16 protein-coding genes are annotated in these 17493 nt (G+C 59.1%); 10 read left to right on the top strand and 6 right to left on the bottom strand.

The annotated features are described in order from the left end of the window. Positions 1–48 precede the first annotated feature (48 nt). Genes BN3796_RS15260 through BN3796_RS15245 form a run of 4 tightly spaced genes read right to left on the bottom strand, consistent with a single transcriptional unit; the run spans position 49 to position 4871 of the window. The gene (locus BN3796_RS15260; protein WP_061709204.1) at positions 49–708 is read right to left on the bottom strand and encodes an O-methyltransferase; all 660 of its coding nucleotides are present in this window, start codon (positions 706–708) and stop codon (positions 49–51) included. Positions 709–717: 9 nt separating this feature from the next. Next, positions 718–2097: an efflux transporter outer membrane subunit gene (locus BN3796_RS15255; protein WP_061709203.1), complete on the bottom strand. Its 1380-nt coding sequence runs from the start codon at positions 2095–2097 to the stop codon at positions 718–720. Continuing rightward, entirely contained in the window at positions 2094–3176 is a 1083-nt protein-coding gene (locus BN3796_RS15250; protein ID WP_061709202.1) for an HlyD family secretion protein, read from the bottom strand. The genes BN3796_RS15255 and BN3796_RS15250 overlap by 4 nt, the downstream gene beginning before the upstream one ends. 42 nt (positions 3177–3218) lie before the next feature. Beyond that, positions 3219–4871, bottom strand: a complete 1653-nt coding sequence (locus BN3796_RS15245; RefSeq protein ID WP_061709201.1) for an MFS transporter — start codon at positions 4869–4871, stop codon at positions 3219–3221. 280 nt (positions 4872–5151) lie between these two features. Between BN3796_RS15245 and BN3796_RS15240 the strand changes: the two genes are divergently transcribed. The 7 genes from BN3796_RS15240 to BN3796_RS15210 all read left to right on the top strand — a co-directional run bounded on the left by BN3796_RS15240 (position 5152) and on the right by BN3796_RS15210 (position 12759). Continuing rightward, positions 5152–6168, top strand: a complete 1017-nt coding sequence (locus tag BN3796_RS15240) for an ABC transporter substrate-binding protein (protein WP_061709252.1) — start codon at positions 5152–5154, stop codon at positions 6166–6168. Next, positions 6165–7217, top strand: a complete 1053-nt coding sequence (locus tag BN3796_RS15235) for a FecCD family ABC transporter permease (protein ID WP_061709200.1) — start codon at positions 6165–6167, stop codon at positions 7215–7217. Before BN3796_RS15240 ends, BN3796_RS15235 begins: the two co-directional genes overlap by 4 nt. Then, positions 7214–8008 carry an ABC transporter ATP-binding protein gene (locus BN3796_RS15230; protein WP_061709199.1) on the top strand — a complete coding sequence of 265 codons (795 nt, stop codon included), beginning with the start codon at positions 7214–7216 and terminating at the stop codon, positions 8006–8008. The genes BN3796_RS15235 and BN3796_RS15230 overlap by 4 nt, the downstream gene beginning before the upstream one ends. A gap of 127 nt (positions 8009–8135) precedes the next feature. Then, positions 8136–8927, top strand: coding sequence for a YdcF family protein (locus BN3796_RS15225; protein ID WP_061709198.1), 792 nt, complete (start codon positions 8136–8138; stop codon positions 8925–8927). Positions 8928–9125: 198 nt separating this feature from the next. After that, positions 9126–10565 carry an aldehyde dehydrogenase gene (gene aldA, locus BN3796_RS15220; protein ID WP_061709197.1) on the top strand — a complete coding sequence of 480 codons (1440 nt, stop codon included), beginning with the start codon at positions 9126–9128 and terminating at the stop codon, positions 10563–10565. Positions 10566–10695: 130 nt separating this feature from the next. Beyond that, the gene (cybB, locus tag BN3796_RS15215) at positions 10696–11226 is read left to right on the top strand and encodes a cytochrome b561 (protein ID WP_061709196.1); all 531 of its coding nucleotides are present in this window, start codon (positions 10696–10698) and stop codon (positions 11224–11226) included. 207 nt (positions 11227–11433) lie between these two features. Then, positions 11434–12759: an MFS transporter gene (locus tag BN3796_RS15210; protein ID WP_081430672.1), complete on the top strand. Its 1326-nt coding sequence runs from the start codon at positions 11434–11436 to the stop codon at positions 12757–12759. A gap of 71 nt (positions 12760–12830) precedes the next feature. On the opposite strand, the gene BN3796_RS20295 is transcribed toward BN3796_RS15210, so the two are convergent. After that, positions 12831–13022 (bottom strand): hypothetical protein, encoded by a 192-nt coding sequence (locus BN3796_RS20295; RefSeq protein ID WP_238379233.1) that lies wholly within the window; start codon positions 13020–13022, stop codon positions 12831–12833. A gap of 115 nt (positions 13023–13137) precedes the next feature. After that, positions 13138–13317 (bottom strand): con-10 family general stress protein, encoded by a 180-nt coding sequence (locus BN3796_RS15205; protein WP_061709194.1) that lies wholly within the window; start codon positions 13315–13317, stop codon positions 13138–13140. 875 nt (positions 13318–14192) lie between these two features. Here BN3796_RS15205 and BN3796_RS15200 point away from each other — a divergent pair. From BN3796_RS15200 to BN3796_RS15190, 3 genes are all read left to right on the top strand, one after another. Further along, positions 14193–14468, top strand: coding sequence for a metal/formaldehyde-sensitive transcriptional repressor (locus BN3796_RS15200; RefSeq protein WP_061709193.1), 276 nt, complete (start codon positions 14193–14195; stop codon positions 14466–14468). 29 nt (positions 14469–14497) lie between these two features. Then, positions 14498–15616: an S-(hydroxymethyl)glutathione dehydrogenase/class III alcohol dehydrogenase gene (locus BN3796_RS15195; RefSeq protein ID WP_061709192.1), complete on the top strand. Its 1119-nt coding sequence runs from the start codon at positions 14498–14500 to the stop codon at positions 15614–15616. A 160-nt stretch (positions 15617–15776) separates the two neighbouring features. Next, positions 15777–17465 carry a methyl-accepting chemotaxis protein gene (locus BN3796_RS15190; RefSeq protein ID WP_061709191.1) on the top strand — a complete coding sequence of 563 codons (1689 nt, stop codon included), beginning with the start codon at positions 15777–15779 and terminating at the stop codon, positions 17463–17465. Positions 17466–17493: the final 28 nt, after the last annotated feature.

Raw genomic sequence — 17493 nt, 5'->3', positions numbered from 1 at the left:
AGGAGAAAATCCAGGCCGGGTAAGGCGTAGCCGCTACCCGGCTTTTCTTTATCCATTCACTATCGCCAGCGTAAACCCGTCCCATCCCTTAACGCCCACCGTTTGCAGGGCGGTGGCGGTTAAACGCGGATCATCTCCCATCATCTCGATAAAGCGACGTACTCCCTGCACGCGCGCGTCGTCGCTTTGGCCGTTAATCACTTCGCCGTCGCGTACCACGTTATCACCGATAATCAGCGTACCGGGACGGGAGTAGCGCAGCGCCCACTCCAGATAATGAGGGTTATTGGGTTTGTCGGCATCGATAAAAATCAGATCGAAGGGCGCGTCGTCGCCCAGCTCTGCCAGTGTCTCCAGCGCAGGGCCTTCCCGCAGAACGATGCGTTCGTTCAGGCCAGCCAGCGTAATGTTTTCGCGCGCGACGCGGGCATGCAGCGGATCGGCTTCCAGCGTAATCAGCTTTCCGTCCTCAGGCAGTGCGCGGGCCATCCAGATTGAGCTGTAGGCGCCCAGGGTGCCAATCTCCAGCACGCGCCGCGCCTGAACCATGCGCACCAGCAACGCCAGCAGTTGCCCCTGGTTGGCCGCCACGTCATGTTCCGGTAACCCTGCGCGCAGGTTATTTTCCAGTACCTGTCTGAGCACCTCATCCTGAGGAATGAGTGATGAAATGAGATTGTTATCGACTGCCGACCACTGTTGTTGCATAGCTTCCCCTTAATTAACAGACCATCCGCCGCCCAGCGCCCGGTAGAGATCTACCTGGGCCAGCAGCAGGTTATTTTTTGCCTGCACCACGTTTGTCTGCGCCGTGTAGAGCGTACGCTGCGCATCCAGCACGTCGAGATAGGAGGAGTAGCCGTTGCGGTTACGGTTCTGCGCGATGCGCAGGGTCTCCTGAGCGACATCCTGTTGCGCCAGCAGCTCCGTCAGCTGCTGCTGGTAACGCGTAATCGCATCCAGACTGTCATTGACCTCTTTGAAGGCGTTGCGGACCGTCTTTTCATAGCTGTAGAGCGCCTGGTTACGCTGCGACTGGGAGATATCCACCTGCGCGTTCAGCGCCTGGCGGTTAAGTAGCGGCGCGAGAATGCTGCCGCCGATGCTCCAGAGCTGGAGCGGATTATCCAGCAGGCCGGAAAGGGTGCGATCCTGTACCGAGCCGGTCGCCGTCAGGTTGAGAGAGGGAAGCAGGCTGGCGCGCGAGGCGGCGAGCGTGGCGTCCGCCGCTACCAGCTGCTGTTCCGCCTGCACGATATCGGGACGGCGATTGAGCAAGGAGGAGGGCAGTACCGAGGGCAGCGTCAGGGGCGTCAGGCTGGCGAAGCTGTCGCTGCGTGCCACCGGGCCGGGGTTGCTGCCAAGCAACAGGCTCAACGCGTTCTCCTGCTGGGCGATCTGGTGCTGAATCAGCGGCACCTGGGCGCGGGTGGCGCGCAGCTCGGAGTCGGACTGCATCAGCTCCAGACGCGAGCTATAGCCGGTTTCATACTGGCGACGGGCAAGGTCATACGCCTCCTGTCGGGAGGTAAGCGTCGATTGCGTCACCCGCAGTTGCTCATCGAGCGAAAGGAGGGTGACGTAGCCGGAGGCGACCGAGGAGGCAACGCTCAGATCGGCCGCCGCCGCCGCCGCTTTTTGCGCCTCCAGAGAGGCTTCGGCGGCGTTAACGGTGCTGCGGTTCACTCCCCAGATGTCCACGTCATAGCTGGCGGTCAGGCTGCCTCTGTAGAGCGTGCCGTAGACCGGCAGACCGGTCGCCGCCGACTGTGAGCGGGAACGTGTTCCCCCGAGGCTGGCGTCGAGGGAGGGGAACAGGCTGCCGTCCGCGCCGTAGACCTGCGCCTGGTATTCGTTGATCCGCTCCCGGGCAATCAGCACATCGCTGTTGTTTCTGAGCGCCAGGTCGACGTAGCGGTTGAGATGGTTGTCATGAAAATGACGCCACCAGAGTTTATCCGCCGGACTGGCGGGGCCGGTCTGCGTGCGCCACTGCGCCGGAATAGCGAGCGACGATCTGGCGGGCTCCACATCCACCGACTGGCAGCCTGCAAGCAGCGTGAGGGAGAGGATTAAAGCGAGCGCGCGTGGCCTCATTTTTTCTCCTCCCGCGTATCGATCGTCACCTGCACCGACATGCCGGGACGCAGCAGCGCCGCCTCTTCCGGGCTGCCAAGCACCTCGATGCGCACCGGAATGCGCTGGGCGATCTTCACAAAGTTACCCGTCGCGTTATCGGGAGTGATGGCGCTGAACTCCACGCCGGTGGCCGGGGAGATGCTCTGCACCCGGCCCTGGTAGGCCCGGTCGTTCAGGGCATCCACGGTAAATGTCGCCGGTTGCCCGACGCGCAGCTCGGCGAGCTGGGTCTCTTTCAGGTTGGCGATAACCCAGTGCTGCGGCGGCACGAGGGAAGTGAGATGGGTACCTGCGGTGACGTAGGCGCCGAGACGAACCGTAACCTGACCGAGCTGGCCGTCGCGCGGGGCGACGATCCGGGTGTTTTGCAGATCGATCTGCGCCAGCTCCAGCGCCGCTCTGGCGTTTTCCACATCCGCCTCCAGCGAGGCGCGGTTGACGATAACGGTTTGCAGATCCTGGCGTGACATCTCCAGCGTCGCTTTCGCCTGTTCAATATCCGCGCTGCCCTGGGCGGCGCTGGCGAGCGCCGCGTCGCGCTCACGTATAGAGAGCGAACCGTCGGCGGTCAGCTCCTTCACACGCCGCAGATCGGCCTGGGTTTTCTGGCTCTGGGCGCGGGCGTTTTTCAGGATCGCGTCGTTGCGTACAATCGCCGCCTCGGCGCTTTTCCGCTGCTGAAGGTTGTTGTTAAGGGCGGCGATCTTCATCGCCAGCTGCGCCTCTGCCTGGTGTACGCGCTGGCGGTAGATCCGGTCGTCAATCTGCAACAATAGCTGGCCCTGTCTGACATGGGCAAAATCCTGCACTTCCACGCCGGTAATGTAGCCATTCACCTGCGGGCTGATAAAAGTGGTCTGACCCCGCACGTAGGCGTTATCGGTGAACTGCGTGTGTCGGGTGAACGGCGGCAGCTGCCAGGCGTACAAAATCACCAGCACGCCGACGATGCCGATAGCGGCGGCGGTAAAAATCGAGACAACGCGCAGATTATTGCGGGTATTGGCCTGCTCTTTAGCGGCATCCTGCTGACTCATAACCCCTCCCAGGGCAAACAACTAAACATGGTTCTTTATGGCTTATTTGGTACCGGTCGCCTTTTTTAACGCCATGCGGGCGGTGAGCCGCAGACGTAAAAGCCGCCAGAGGATCCAGACCAGCGTGGCGGTGGCAATGCCAGCCGTCAGTAAATAAGTATCGTTGTAGGCCAGAATATTCGCCTCCAGCGTGGCGCTGTTTTGTAGCTGCAAAATGGCCTGGGTGCTAAGCAGCGTGCTGTCGCCAATCAGCTGCTGGTACATCTGGCTGTAGATCTGTATTCGTTCATTCACCAGCGGATTAAGGGTGGTGAGCTGATCGGCGATCAGGCTGGAGTGATATTTCTCCCGCCAGATTTGAAACGTGCCGAGTATCGCCGACCCGAGCAGACCGCCCACGTTCTGGCTCATGCCGAACAGCACCGAAAAGCTCACCAGGTTACGCGGTTCGGCGATGCCCCCGCCGATGCCCGCCAGCATGGCAGGCGCGAGGAAAAAGGCGCTGCCGAAGCCAAGCAGAAACTGGCTCAGCAGCAGCTGGTCGGGGCGGGTCAGGCTGGTGGAGCGGCTGTCGAGCAGCGAGGCGATAATCATCAGCGCCAGGGAGGTGATGATGGGCCATGAGAGCTTCGTCGGTTTAATGGTCAGGCAGCTGGCGGTAATACCGCAGAGAATGCCTGCCAGAATCGCCCATCCAAGATGGGTCATCTGCTCATTTTGCAGCCCCACATACTGGAGCCAGCCGAAAACACCGGTATTTTGTTCCGCCAGCACAATACGGATCAGCAGCATAATCAACCCCAGCCGCAGGATACTGCCGCTGGAGAGCCAGCGGGTATTCAGCAGCGGGTTGGTGCGGTTATGTTCAAAAACGATGGCGCTGATGATAAGCACCAGAGAGAGCGCCAGCGACCAGCCGATCCACGGCGCTTCAAACCACCAGTCCAGCCGTCCGAGGGAGAGCACGGCGCAGAGCAGACCCATACCGGGGGCCAGCAGAAAAAAGGTGATAAAATCTTTCTTCTCAAACACTTTACGCCGATCGCCCGGGGGAAGCTTCAGGGCGATCACGCAGCCCAGCGACACCAGCGCCAGCCCCAGCTCAAAGAAATAGAGCCCGCGCCACTCGTCAAGCTGCAGCAGTTCGGTGGAGAAGAGCCGGGCGACAGGAATAGCCAGCGAGGAGCCGGTAATGCCAATGGTCAGCGCCTTCAGGCGATGCTTCGCGGGCCAGGCCTGGACCTGATAGTAGATACCCAGCGAACTGAGCGCGGCGGCTACCATCCCGTGGGCGGCGCGCACCATCAACGCGGAGCTGAGATCGTTCACAAACAGGTGGAAGAATGTCACCAGCACATAGAGCACCAGAAACCCTTCCGTAAAAGCGCGCAGCCCGTACTGCTGGCGGAACTTCACCAGCAGGAGGTTAATGGAGACGTTAGTCATCACATAGACGGTGGGGAGCCAGGCGATCTCCGTCGACCAGGCGGCAAAGGTGCCCTGAAGATTTTGCAGGTTTGCCGTCACCAGCGCATTGCCAAGCGCACCCGTCAGGCAGACCAGGAGCCCCACGATACCGTAAGCGATGCGCTTTGGGGTACTGTGCAGCGGCGTTGAAGGCGAGCCGAGCAGCGTAGGCTTTTCGTGAGGCTGCCATTCGCGAGGAGCATAAGGATCGCGTTGGGGCAGGCGCATACTGTCTCTTACCTTTGGCTCTTAATAGTTAGTGGGCTAATGATTCTACGACTGACGTAAATCATAATTCAAGTGAATATGAAAATAGTCTGTTAATTATTTGATGATAGACTGTTTTTATTTGTTCTGCGCAGCGTGAAAGGGGAGAAAACCGCGCTGCAAATGACCTGCATCAACTCCTTATCCACTTCCTGATCTGCCTCTTTTCCTTTCTCTTTACCGGGTTGTTCTCACGGCAATGATATGTATTATGTTATAACATTACATAATCAGGATGAAGATCGTGACCGTTAAACACCATTTCCTCTCTGCGCTGGCGCTCTATGCCAGCCTCACTTTTAGCGCGCAGGCATTTCCTCTCACCGTCGAGAACTGCGGCCTCGAACAGACTTTCACTCAGCCACCTGAGCGGGTAGTGACCGTCGGCCAGCATGAAACCGAGCTTTTGCTGGCGCTGGGGCTGAAGGATCGCATTGCCGCCACCTCGGTCTGGTTTGGTCCGCTACCCGACGCGCTGGCCAGAGAGGGCGCTGGCCTGAAAAAACTGGCGGACAACGCCCCGTCGTTTGAATCGGTAGTGGCACAGAAACCCGATCTGGTGCTGGCGCAGTATCAGTGGCACATCGGGCCGCAGGGGGAGGTGGGGACCCGCGAGCAGTTGACCTCCCTGGGGATTAAAAGCTGGATCTCGCCCGCCGACTGCGTGGGGAAAAGCGTTACGTCGACCTCCAACGGCGACGGCGCCCGCATCACCCCCTTCACGATGACGGAAATCAGGCACGAGATAAGCGCGCTGGCGGCTATCTTCAACGTGCCGCAGGAGGGGGAAAAGCTCAACCGGGCGTTGCAGACACGTATTGACGAAGCGAAAAAACGGGTGGGCGCGCAGCCGCAAAAACCGCTCCGGGTAGTGTTCTGGTTCTCCAGCGCGCGGCTCAATGGCGATCCCTGGGTGGCGGGGGACTATGGCGCGCCGGGCTGGATCGGCAAGACGCTGGGTTTAAAAAATATCATCACCTCCCATGATGAGTGGCCCGCCGTGACATGGGAGCATATCGCCCGCGCGCAGCCGGATATTATCGTGATCGCGGATATGGCGCGTCGGCTCTATCCGGCGGATGACGTGGCGGTGAAAAAAGCCTTTTTAGAGCGCGACCCGGTGACCAGAAATATCCCGGCGGTGCAGAAAGGGCAGATCGTGGTGGTGCCCGCCATGTCGCTCAATCCCTCCCTGCGTAACGTGGATGCGGTGGAGATCATCAGCCGGGCGCTGGCAACCTATCAGGCACAGCCATGAGCGTGCTGGTGATGAATAACCGGGCGCCGCGCTTCGCCTGGTCATGGCCGCTGCTGATGGCCGGCTGCGCGCTGGCCTTGCCGGGGATGTTGCTCTTCGCCGCCTCGACGGGCGAGATGGCTGTTTCGCTGGCGGATACGGGCAAAGCGATCCTCAACGGAATGGGACTGACCCACTGGGAAGTGCCGCCGGTGGAGGCGGGGATTATCTGGGAGTACCGCATGAGCAGGGCGCTGATGGCGGCCAGCAGCGGCGCCGGACTTGCGCTGTGCGGGCTGGTTTTACAGTCGATCCTGCGCAACCCGCTCGCTGAGCCCTATCTGCTGGGGATTTCTGCCGGGGCGTCGCTTGGCGCCGTCTGCGTGATGCTGCTGGGGCTGGGCGGCTCAGTGCTGGGCATCAGCAGCGGGGCGTTTCTCGGTGCCTGCGCCGCGTTTGTCCTGATCATGATCATTACCCGGGGAATGACCGACAGCCCGCCGCGCATCCTGCTGGCGGGCATCGCCGGGACGCAGCTGTTTAACGCGCTCACCGCCTGGGTAGTCAGCACCTCGGCCAACGCGGAGCAGTCGCGCAGCGTGATGTTCTGGCTACTGGGCAGCCTGAGCGGGGTGCGCTGGCCGGACGCGCTGCTGGCGCTCGGGGTGACCCTCGCGGGGCTGGCGGTTATTTTCGCCTTCGCCCGCGCTCTGGATACCTTCACCTTTGGCGATGAGGTCTCCGCCACGCTCGGCGTGCCGGTCACGGTGGTGCGCGTGGTGATGCTCCTTACCTGCGCGCTGGTAACGGCGGTGCTGGTCAGCACCATCGGCGCGGTGGGGTTTGTCGGGCTGGTGATCCCGCATATCACCCGAATGCTCTGCGGCCCCGGGCACCGGCGCGCCATTCCGCTGGCGGCGCTGATCGGCAGCCACTTTATGATCCTGGCGGATGTGCTGTCGCGCACCCTGATAGCGAATCAGGTTCTGCCGGTGGGGGTGGTAACCGCCCTGGTGGGCGCCCCGGCGTTTGTGGTGATGCTCTGCCGTCGCCGGGAGGTGCGGACATGACTCTCTGCGTTACCGGGCTGACGGTCAGGCTCCACGCGCGCACGGTGCTGGAGGAGATCGACCTTGAGATCGCCGCCGGGCAGGTGGTGGGGCTGCTGGGGCCAAACGGCTCAGGCAAGTCAACCCTGCTGCGCTGTCTGGCGGGGCTGGTGGCGCGTCACGCGCAGCAGGTCACGCTTAATGATATCCCGCTGGCGGCGCTGCCGCTGAAGGTTCGTGCGCGCCATATCGCCTTTGTACCACAGCACGCGGAGGTGGAGGGCGATCTGAGCGTGGAGCAGATTGTGCGACTGGGACGAACGCCGTGGCGTCGCCCCTTCCAGGGGCGAAACGTGGCCGATGAGCGCGCCGTGGAGGAGGCGATAGCGCTGATGCAGCTCGCTCCTCTGCGCAACCGGCTCTGGCGGCAGCTCTCCGGCGGGGAACGTCAGCGCAGCCAGATCGCCCGCGCGCTGGCGCAGCAGCCGCAGATCCTCATTCTGGATGAGCCAACTAACCATCTCGACATCGAGTATCAGCTGGAGCTGATGCGCCTGATAAGCGAACTGCCCATTACGGTGGTGGTGGCGCTGCACGATCTTAACCTCGCAGCCAACTTCTGCACCCGGCTGGTCCTGCTGAAATCGGGGCGGGTGGTTGCCAGCGGCAGCCCCGCCGCGGTACTAACTCCGCAGCGGATCCAGCAGACCTGGGGAGTCTGCGCCTGCGTTGACCGGCAGGAGACGGCGCTGAATATTCGCTATGCGATGCGCGCATCGGCCCTCCCCAGACTGAGGCGGAATGTGGGATAATAGAAGTACTCTGCCTGTCAGGGAGGAAGGCGGAGCGCCAGGGACCCGCGCGCGGCTTTCGGAGAGATCCCCTGTTCAGCCTGACTGAGCGCGTTACCCTGAGAATTAATGATGTAAGGAGGTAACCATGACGCTCGCACTTTTCCCTAACCTGCCTGACAGCACGCTGGCCGCCGTTAACCGCACAGGAGCCTGGCTGGCGCAGGATGATTATCATAACGAGCCGGTAGATGTGGTGCTGCTGGCGGGTAACGCGGTGATCCCCACCATCGAGGCCGCCTGCCGGGTCGCCTCTACTCAGGGGGTACCGCTGGTGATCAGCGGCGGTATTGGCCACTCGACCACCTTCCTCTACGCGGCGACGGCGCGACATCCGCGCTACAACACCGTACCGACCACCGGACGGGCAGAGGCGGCTATTCTCGCCGATATCGCCCGCCGTTTCTGGCAGATCCCCGATGAGCGGCTGCTGGTGGAGGACCAGTCCACCAACTGCGGAGAGAATGCCCGCTTCAGCCGGGCGCTGATTGCCCGCCATTTTCCCCAGGCGCAGCGGGTGCTGGTGGTGCAAGATCCGACCATGCAGCGCCGCACCATGGCGACCCTCGCCAGAGTCTGCCGCGACGAGCTCTCTCCCCCGCGCTGGTTTAGCCATCCCGGCCTGACGCCGCAGTTAAAGAACAGCGACGATGGGCTGGTCTTTACCGGCAGTAGCGACGGGCTCTGGCCGGTGGAACGTTATCTCTCCCTGCTATTAGGCGAGCTGCCGCGCCTGCGGGATGACGCCAACGGCTACGGTCCGGCCGGGCGCGATTTTATCGCCCATGTGGATATCTCCCCTGAGACAGAGGCAGACTGGCAGCTTCTGCGTAGCGATGTGATCCTCACCGACGCCCTCACCAGCCGCTCCCTCCTGTAACCGCTGCCCGTTTGCGCGCGCTTCGCCGCAAACGGGCATTTTTATGTTGCTGGTATGTAACCTGCCTGCTCTGCTGACGCAATTATTTTATGAGATATCTCACAAAAACAGCGCGATAGAATAGGAATGTGGGTATGTCCCTGTAGTTTTTAACAATAAATTTACTTGTTAAAAACAGTGTAATTACAGGAGCAGGTTATGACAGTACCCGTACAACATCCTATGTATATCGACGGACAGTTTGTTGCCTGGCAGGGTGAAGCCTGGATTGATGTCGTCAACCCGGCCACTGAAGAGGTCATTTCCCGTATTCCCGACGGCGGCGCAGAGGATGCCCGCAAAGCGATAGAGGCGGCCGCCCGCGCGCAGGCTGGCTGGGAAGCGCTGCCCGCCATTGAACGCGCCGGCTGGCTGCGCAAAATTGCGGCTGGCATCCGCGAGCGCGTGGCAGAGATCGCCGCGCTCATCGTGGCTGAAGGCGGAAAAATTCAGCAGCTGGCGGAAGTGGAAGTTAACTTCACCGCCGACTATATCGACTACATGGCCGAGTGGGCGCGCCGTTATGAAGGGGAAATTATTCAGAGCGACCGTCCGGGCGAAAATATTCTGGTCTTTAAACGCGCGCTGGGCGTCACCACCGGCATCCTGCCGTGGAACTTTCCCTTCTTCCTGATTGCCCGCAAGATGGCGCCCGCGCTGCTGACCGGCAATACGATAGTCATCAAGCCCAGCGAATTTACGCCTAATAACGCCATTGCGTTCGCCAAAATCGTCGACGAGATTGGCCTGCCGAAAGGGGTCTTTAACTTGGTGCTGGGACGTGGCGAAACGGTGGGGCAGGAGCTGGCGGGGAATCCGCAGGTGGCGATGGTCAGTATGACCGGCAGCGTGACGGCGGGGGAGAAGATCATGGCCGCCGCGGCGAAAAATATCACTAAAGTCTGCCTGGAACTGGGCGGTAAAGCGCCGGCGATTGTGATGGACGATGCTGACCTGGAGCTGGCGGTGAAGGCAATCGTGGACTCCCGGGTGATCAACACCGGGCAGGTCTGTAACTGCGCCGAACGCGTCTATGTGCAAAAGGGCATTTATGACCGCTTTGTGAACCGTCTCGGCGAGGCGATGAAAGCGGTGCAGTTTGGCAACCCGGCGGAGCGTAACGATATCGCCATGGGGCCGCTGATTAACGCCGCCGCGCTGGAGCGGGTCGGGCAGAAGGTGGCCCGGGCGGTGCAGGAGGGGGCACGCGTGGCGCTGGGGGGCAAAGCGGTGGAGGGCAAGGGGTTCTTCTACCCGCCAACCCTGCTGCTGGATGTGCGCCAGGAGATGGCGATCATGCATGAAGAGACCTTCGGGCCGGTGCTGCCGGTGGTGGCGTTCGATACTCTGGAGGAGGCGCTGGCGATGGCCAACGACAGCGACTACGGGCTGACCTCTTCCATCTATACGCGGGATCTGAACGTGGCGATGAAGGCCATCAAAGGGCTGAAGTTTGGCGAGACCTATATCAACCGCGAAAACTTCGAGGCGATGCAGGGCTTCCACGCGGGCTGGCGTAAATCCGGTATCGGCGGGGCCGACGGCAAGCATGGCCTGCACGAGTATCTGCAAACGCAGGTGGTCTATCTGCAGTCCTGATAATTAACCCGGCGGAGGCCAGGCGTCCGCCGGGATGCGATACCTTTTTGAAAAGCAGAGAGAATAATTAATGAATTTTTAAGAAAAGCCCGCTATTTTCCCTGTTTTAAGTATTCATTCAGGAAATGATATGCGCAATAAATATACCGGCCTGCAGGTTGGCATCCACTGGCTGGTTTTTCTGCTGGTCATTGTGGCCTACTGCGCCATGGAGTTTCGTGGCTTTTTCCCCCGCAGCGCCAGACCCACAATTAATATGATCCACGTCTCCTGCGGCATCGCGATTCTGGTGCTGATGGTCACCCGCCTGTTGCTGCGCCTGAAATATCCCGCCCCGCCCATCACGCCCAAACCGAAGGCGATGATGACCGGTATGGCCCATCTTGGCCACCTCGTTATCTATCTGCTGTTTATCGCGCTGCCGCTGATAGGGCTGGTGATGATGTACAGTCGCGGTAACGACTGGTACGCCTTCGGGGTGGGGATGCCTCACGCCGCCGAGGGTAATTTTGAGCGGGTGGATTGGCTCAAATCCTGGCACGTCACGCTGGCGAACCTCGGCTATGTAGTGATTGGCCTGCATGCGCTGGCGGCGCTGCTGCATCACTATATCTGGAAGGACAACACCCTCCTGCGCATGATGCCGAAAAAACGGACCTGACCGTTTCACGCCGCTGCCTGTGCAGCGGTTTTTGTGATCTTTTTCGCGCTTTCAGCGCAAGATGACGTGACAGCTCACACTTCTCTCTTCCTGTTGCCGATAAATCGTACGGGTGGGCAAAAAGTATATCTATTATAGAAACACGCAATCGACTCGGTTTCTTTACTGCCCCTGCGCTCGTGACAGAGGCAACAGACGGGAGAGAGTATGGTAAATTCACCCCATCAATCACTGGACGGTTCTGCCGCTGTCAGCGAGATGACATCCGTGCGTAAATTAAGAAAAGTATTGCTCGCGACCGGTATCGGACATTTTGTGGAGTGGTTCGACTTCGGCCTTTACGGTACGCTGGCTGCAATTATCGGCCTCCATTTCTTTCATGCGGAAGATCCCGCGGTGGCGCTGCTCTCCTCGTTTGCGGTCTTTGGTGCCGGTTTTGTTATGCGCCCGCTGGGGGGGCTCTGGTTCGGCTCCCTGGGAGATCGCATCGGGCGCAGGCGGGTGCTGGCGACCGTAATTCTGCTCACCTCCGGCGCCACCTTTGTGATGGGACTGCTGCCAGGCTATTCGCAGATCGGCATTACCGCCACGGTGCTGCTGGTGATCACCCGTCTGGTGCAGGGGTTTGCCGCGGGGGGCGAAAGCTCAGGCGCAACCACTTTCCTGGCCGAATATGCCCCCACAGAGCGGCGCGGCTACTTCACCTGCTGGATCGATAACTTCGGTTTTATGGCCTTTGTCGCTGGCTCCGGGCTGGTGTTTTTGCTTACCGCCACGCTGGGGGAGGCCAATATGAACGCGTGGGGATGGCGCATCCCCTTTCTGATTGCCGGCCCTCTGGGACTGGTGGGGCTCTATCTGCGAACGCATCTGGAGGAGAGCCCTGAGTTTAGCGAGGTGGCCCGTAAAGGGGAGACGGAGGCCGCGCCGCTGCGCACGGCGGTGACCAGCGCGTGGGGGGCCTTGCTGTTCTGTACCGGCTTTGTGGTGATTAAGGCGGTGGGACACTGGATATTGCAGACCTTTATGCCGAGCTATCTCGCCACCGAAATGCACTACTCCCGACTGGATGCTTACGCCATTACCACGCTCGGCCTGTTCGCCATCGCTGTGATGGTCCCTTTTATGGGCCATCTCTCCGATAAGCTGGGGCGAAAGCCGCTGATGCTGGCGGGCTGCGCAGGATTTATTCTTTTTACCTATCCGGCGCTGATGCTGATGGCGCGGGGCGATATGCTCTCTGCGGTCGCGGCCATGATCGTATTAGGGACGTTTATCGCGGCATTTGACGGCGCCTGCAATGCGGCGATGGCGGAGCTTTTCCCGACCTCTGTTCGCTACGGTGGAATGTCGATTGCCTATAACGTGGCGGTGGCTTTTTTTGGCGGTATCACCCCCTGGTTTTCAGCCTGGCTGCTGACGGCGACCGGGAACCCTTTCTCTCCGGCTTTTTATGTGATGGGAGCGGCGCTGATCACCTTCCTGACAATCCTGCGGGCCAGGGAGACGGCAGGGAAACCGCTGCGTCGCTAAACGACAGCTAAAAAAATGCCCGGCAAAAGGCCGGGCGAGGCAACACACACTAAGAACGGAATGGCTATTGATTACTGGTCGCGATTTGCCATGGTCGTGACCAGGTAGCTCTGAATACTGTCGAGCTTGAGTTCGGTGTCATCGCTGCTTTCGTCATTGTTAATGACGGTCATTACGCGTCCGGGGCGTTCCCAGCGATTCCTTTCGCACTCTTCCATAATGACCCATCCCAGATCGTCACTGGTTCGATTATTAACAAGCACGTTTCTTACCCGCTTCTGTTTATAAAGCATAAATCCCCCGCTTATATTCAGTGCGATGTATCGGGTGACCTCTTTCGCTCGCAGGCTGTTCGGGCGAAAGAGGTCATGCTATCGGTTACTCTCCGGCGCTCCCGCTGCGGCGGCTGTTCTGGCCACCTTTTTTACCCGCTTCCGAGGCGCGCTGCGGATCGTTCTTGAAGTTGCCGCCGCTCCGCTGGCCACCTTTACGACCCGCTTCAGAGGCACGTTTCCTGTCTTCTGCGAAATTACCGGAACCACCACGATGTTGAGTCATCAGATATTCTCCCGTTAAGAGTAAAGATATATTCGGACAGGCATCCTGTTATCCGAACCGCGTGCACAAATAAATCTAGACCGAACGGTGAAATAGTCAAATTCGCTATTTCGAAACCATCACGCGGAATTATCTGCGATATATCATGAGATATATCCGGATAAAATTATAAGAATATATCGTTGTATTTAAGGAAGTTAGGCGGGGGCGAAGTTGACTGCTTCTCTGCGGGCAAACGCGAGTTTTACCGAATTTTCATGTTCATCTGCCGTCTGGTCAGGGCCAGCAGGGCGATCATGCTGCTAAAAAAACTCTTTTTAAGAGCAATCTGAAGCCATGAAGCGGCTAAAACGGGCCGCTAACCCCTTAAACGACCTGAAACTGACGTAAGCTGACAAAAAATCGTTGTTAAGCGGGGCTTTAATTACATGATTTTGCTTAAGTGCTATAAAAATCATGGTGAAAAATAACCATGACAAGAGGTTGGTTATCGCTAATAATTCGCCTCCCCGGAAAAAGGGTGCAATAAAAACGTTCTGCTGTGTGATTACCGGGGCCTGGCTGATGTCGGCAGGCTCCCGGATTTTTGGCTGGCTGTGTTTTACCAGTATATTTAACGCATTACGGTGTTAGCTGAACTTTTTTCTGTAATAAGCGTTACCTTTTGCGCGACATTGTTCAGAATGAGTTGAGTACCATCATTTATTATCTTGCTACCCCATTTCTGATTTCCCCGTGTGTTTAAAAATTGCATCGCGCACAATTATCTATTCGAACGTCCTTAAAAAGAGTTGCTGTTGAAAATAAATGGTAACCAAAATTTTACAATTAATTAATCTCAGGTTACTATACCCCCTATAGTATCAGGAGGGCGTATGCCGCATTCACCCGAAGATAAAAAACGTGTTCTTACCCGCGTGCGCCGGATCAAGGGGCAGGTGGCGGCGCTTGAACGTGCGCTGGAGTCTGGCGAATCCTGTCTGGCCATTTTGCAGCAGATCGCCGCCGTGCGCGGCGCGGCCACCGGTCTGATGGGCGAGATGGTAGAGATTCACCTTAAAGATGAGCTGGTCAGCGGGGAAACCACCCCCGATCAGCGTGCGGTTCGTATGGCGGAAGTCAGCCATCTGCTTCGCGCTTATCTAAAATAAATGAGTGGCAACAAATTAAGGAACAGAAGATGAAATCACGTGCAGCAGTCGCGTTTGGCCCCGGCCAGCCGTTGAAGATTGTCGAAATCGACGTCGCGCCGCCCAAAAAAGGGGAAGTGCTGGTTAAAATCACCCATACCGGCGTCTGTCATACCGATGCCTTTACCTTATCCGGAGACGATCCTGAAGGGGTTTTCCCGGCGGTACTGGGGCATGAAGGCGGGGGCGTGGTAGTGGAAGTGGGCGAAGGGGTTACCAGCCTGAAGCCGGGCGATCACGTTATTCCTCTCTATACCGCCGAATGCGGCGAATGCAAATTCTGTAAATCGGGTAAAACCAACCTCTGCCAGGCGGTACGCGCCACTCAGGGCAAAGGGCTGATGCCGGACGGCACCACCCGTTTCTCCTACAACGGCGAGCCGATTTACCACTACATGGGCACCAGCACCTTCAGCGAATACACCGTTTGCGCGGAGATCTCGCTGGCGAAGGTAAACCCCCAGGCGCCGCTGGACAAGGTCTGTCTGCTGGGCTGCGGCGTCACCACCGGTATCGGCGCGGTGCACAACACGGCGAAGGTCAAAGAGGGCGATACCGTTGCGGTCTTTGGGCTGGGCGGCATTGGACTGGCGGTGATTCAGGGCGCCGTACAGGCGAAGGCGGGCCGGATTATTGCAGTCGATACCAACCCGGAGAAATTCACCCTGGCCGGAGAGATGGGCGCGACCGACTTTGTTAACCCGAAAGATCACGAGCGTCCGATTCAGGATGTGATTGTCGAGATGACCGACGGCGGCGTGGACTTCAGCTTCGAATGTATTGGCAACGTTAACGTGATGCGCTCCGCGCTGGAATGCTGCCATAAAGGGTGGGGCGAAAGCATCATCATCGGCGTGGCCGGAGCGGGCCAGGAGATCAAGACTCGTCCGTTCCAGCTGGTTACCGGGCGCGTATGGCGCGGCTCAGCGTTTGGCGGCGTGAAAGGGCGCAGCCAGCTGCCGGGTATGGTGGAAGAGGCGATGGCGGGCAAGATTCAGCTCGATCCGTTCATCACCCACCGTCTGCCGCTGGCGCAGATCAACGAAGCTTTTGACCTGATGCACGAAGGCAAATCGATCCGCACCGTCATTCATTTCGGCGACAACTGATTATTCTGCCAGCGGCGTCCGCCGCTGGCCTCTTCTGACGATTATTCTCTAAAGTGTGACCTGCCTGGCGCTTTTTGCCGTAAGCTAATTTTCCGCCGTGCCGATGACTCTCTTTACAGGCGTGTTTTTACGCATCTTACCTATAAGAGAGTCGACGGTCATGGACACAACTACACTGCAAGGCCAGCACAAGCTCAGTTTCCTGCATCATATCCGGCTGGTTCCGCTGTTTTCCTCTATTCTCGGCGGCATAATTTTACTTTTTGCGCTGAGCTCGGGCCTGGCTGGTTATTTTCTGCTGCAGGCCGATACCGATCAGCAGGATGTCACCGCCGAGCTGCAGGTGCGTATGGGGCTGTCCAACAGCTCAAACCACCTTCGCACCGCGCGTATTAACCTGATCCACGCCGGCGCCGCCAGCCGTATCGCCGAGATGGAGGCGATGAAGCAGAACATCACTGAGGCGGAGCAGCGCATCAGCCAGTCGCAGGCCAGTTTCGCCGCTTATATGCAGCGCGCCGTGCGCACACCAGCCGACGAGGCGCTGGACGCCGAACTGAAAGCCCGCTACGACGCCTATATCGCCGGGATGCAGCCGATGCTGAAATTTGCCAAAAACGGTATGTTTGAGGCGATTATCAACCACGAGAACGAGACGGCGCGCCCCCTGGATGACGCCTATAACGCCATTCTGCTGAAGGCGATTAAAATCCGCACCGACCGCGCCACCCTGCTGACTGACCAGGCGCATCACCGCACCCGGCTGGGTTTGATGTTTATGGTTGGCGCCTTCGGCCTCGCGCTGGTACTGACCATTCTGACCTTTGTTGTGCTGCGCAGAACGGTGATTAATCCGCTGCAGCGCGCCGCCCGCCGGATAGAACATATCGCGAAGGGGGATTTGACGCTGCCGGACGACCTGGCCGGACGCAGTGAAATTGGCCGCTTAACGCGCGATCTGCAAACGATGCAGCATTCCCTGGTGACGACCGTGGGTACGGTGCGTCAGGGGGCGGAGGAGATCTATCGAGGCACCAGTGAAATTTCCGCGGGGAATACCGATCTCTCATCCCGCACCGAAGAGCAGGCGGCGGCCATTGAGCAGACGGCGGCCAGCATGGAGCAACTCACGGCGACGGTGAAACAGAACGCGGAAAACGCCCACCATGCCAGCAAGCTGGCGAAAGATGCCTCCGGTAAAGCGAGCCGCGGCGGCCAGATGGTCTCCGGCGTGGTCAATACCATGAGTAATATCTCCACCAGCTCGAAAAAGATCTCAGAAATCACCGCGGTGATTAACAGCATCGCCTTCCAGACCAATATTCTGGCGCTGAACGCCGCGGTGGAAGCGGCGCGTGCCGGGGAGCAGGGGCGTGGTTTCGCGGTGGTCGCAAGTGAAGTGCGCACGCTCGCCAGCCGCAGCGCCAATGCCGCCAAAGAGATTGAGGGGCTTATCAACGAGTCGGTAGCCCTTATCGATCAGGGTTCCGGGGAGGTGGTCGCCGCCGGTAACACCATGAATGAGATTGTCGAAGCGGTGAAACGGGTCACCGATATTATGCTGGAGATTGCCGCCGCTTCCGATGAGCAGAGCCGCGGCATCGTCCAGGTGAGCCAGGCGATTTCTGAGATGGACAAAGTGACCCAGCAGAATGCGTCGCTGGTGGAGGAGGCTTCCGCCGCCGCCGCGTCGCTGGAGGAGCAGGGGGCACGTCTGACCGAAGCCGTTGGCGCCTTTCGTCTGAGCCCTGCATCGACCAGCCGTGTACTCTCCTCAGCCTCTGTGGCTCAGAGCGCGCCGTTGCGTCCTGCCGCTGCGGTTTCCGGGGATAACTGGGAAACGTTCTGAGTCGCAGCAGACAATAAAAAGGGACCAG

The organism is Pseudenterobacter timonensis, assembly GCF_900021175.1.
GTDB classification, from domain to species: domain Bacteria; phylum Pseudomonadota; class Gammaproteobacteria; order Enterobacterales; family Enterobacteriaceae; genus Enterobacter; species Enterobacter timonensis.
This window is presented reverse-complemented; position numbering and strand designations above follow the sequence as displayed.

Bases quoted from the DNA above. Each gene is read 5' to 3' on its own strand.
- BN3796_RS15195 (WP_061709192.1), top strand. From the start codon at position 14,498: ATGAAATCACGTGCAGCAGTCGCGTTTGGCCCCGGCCAGCCGTTGAAG.
- BN3796_RS15250 (WP_061709202.1), bottom strand. From the start codon at position 3,176: ATGAGTCAGCAGGATGCCGCTAAAGAGCAGGCCAATACCCGCAATAAT.
- aldA (WP_061709197.1), top strand. From the start codon at position 9,126: ATGACAGTACCCGTACAACATCCTATGTATATCGACGGACAGTTTGTT.
- BN3796_RS15245 (WP_061709201.1), bottom strand. From the start codon at position 4,871: ATGCGCCTGCCCCAACGCGATCCTTATGCTCCTCGCGAATGGCAGCCT.
- BN3796_RS15190 (WP_061709191.1), top strand. From the start codon at position 15,777: ATGGACACAACTACACTGCAAGGCCAGCACAAGCTCAGTTTCCTGCAT.
- BN3796_RS15235 (WP_061709200.1), top strand. From the start codon at position 6,165: ATGAGCGTGCTGGTGATGAATAACCGGGCGCCGCGCTTCGCCTGGTCA.
- BN3796_RS15260 (WP_061709204.1), bottom strand. From the start codon at position 708: ATGCAACAACAGTGGTCGGCAGTCGATAACAATCTCATTTCATCACTC.
- BN3796_RS15210 (WP_081430672.1), top strand. From the start codon at position 11,434: ATGGTAAATTCACCCCATCAATCACTGGACGGTTCTGCCGCTGTCAGC.
- BN3796_RS15200 (WP_061709193.1), top strand. From the start codon at position 14,193: ATGCCGCATTCACCCGAAGATAAAAAACGTGTTCTTACCCGCGTGCGC.
- cybB (WP_061709196.1), top strand. From the start codon at position 10,696: ATGCGCAATAAATATACCGGCCTGCAGGTTGGCATCCACTGGCTGGTT.
- BN3796_RS15205 (WP_061709194.1), bottom strand. From the start codon at position 13,317: ATGACTCAACATCGTGGTGGTTCCGGTAATTTCGCAGAAGACAGGAAA.
- BN3796_RS15230 (WP_061709199.1), top strand. From the start codon at position 7,214: ATGACTCTCTGCGTTACCGGGCTGACGGTCAGGCTCCACGCGCGCACG.
- BN3796_RS15225 (WP_061709198.1), top strand. From the start codon at position 8,136: ATGACGCTCGCACTTTTCCCTAACCTGCCTGACAGCACGCTGGCCGCC.
- BN3796_RS15255 (WP_061709203.1), bottom strand. From the start codon at position 2,097: ATGAGGCCACGCGCGCTCGCTTTAATCCTCTCCCTCACGCTGCTTGCA.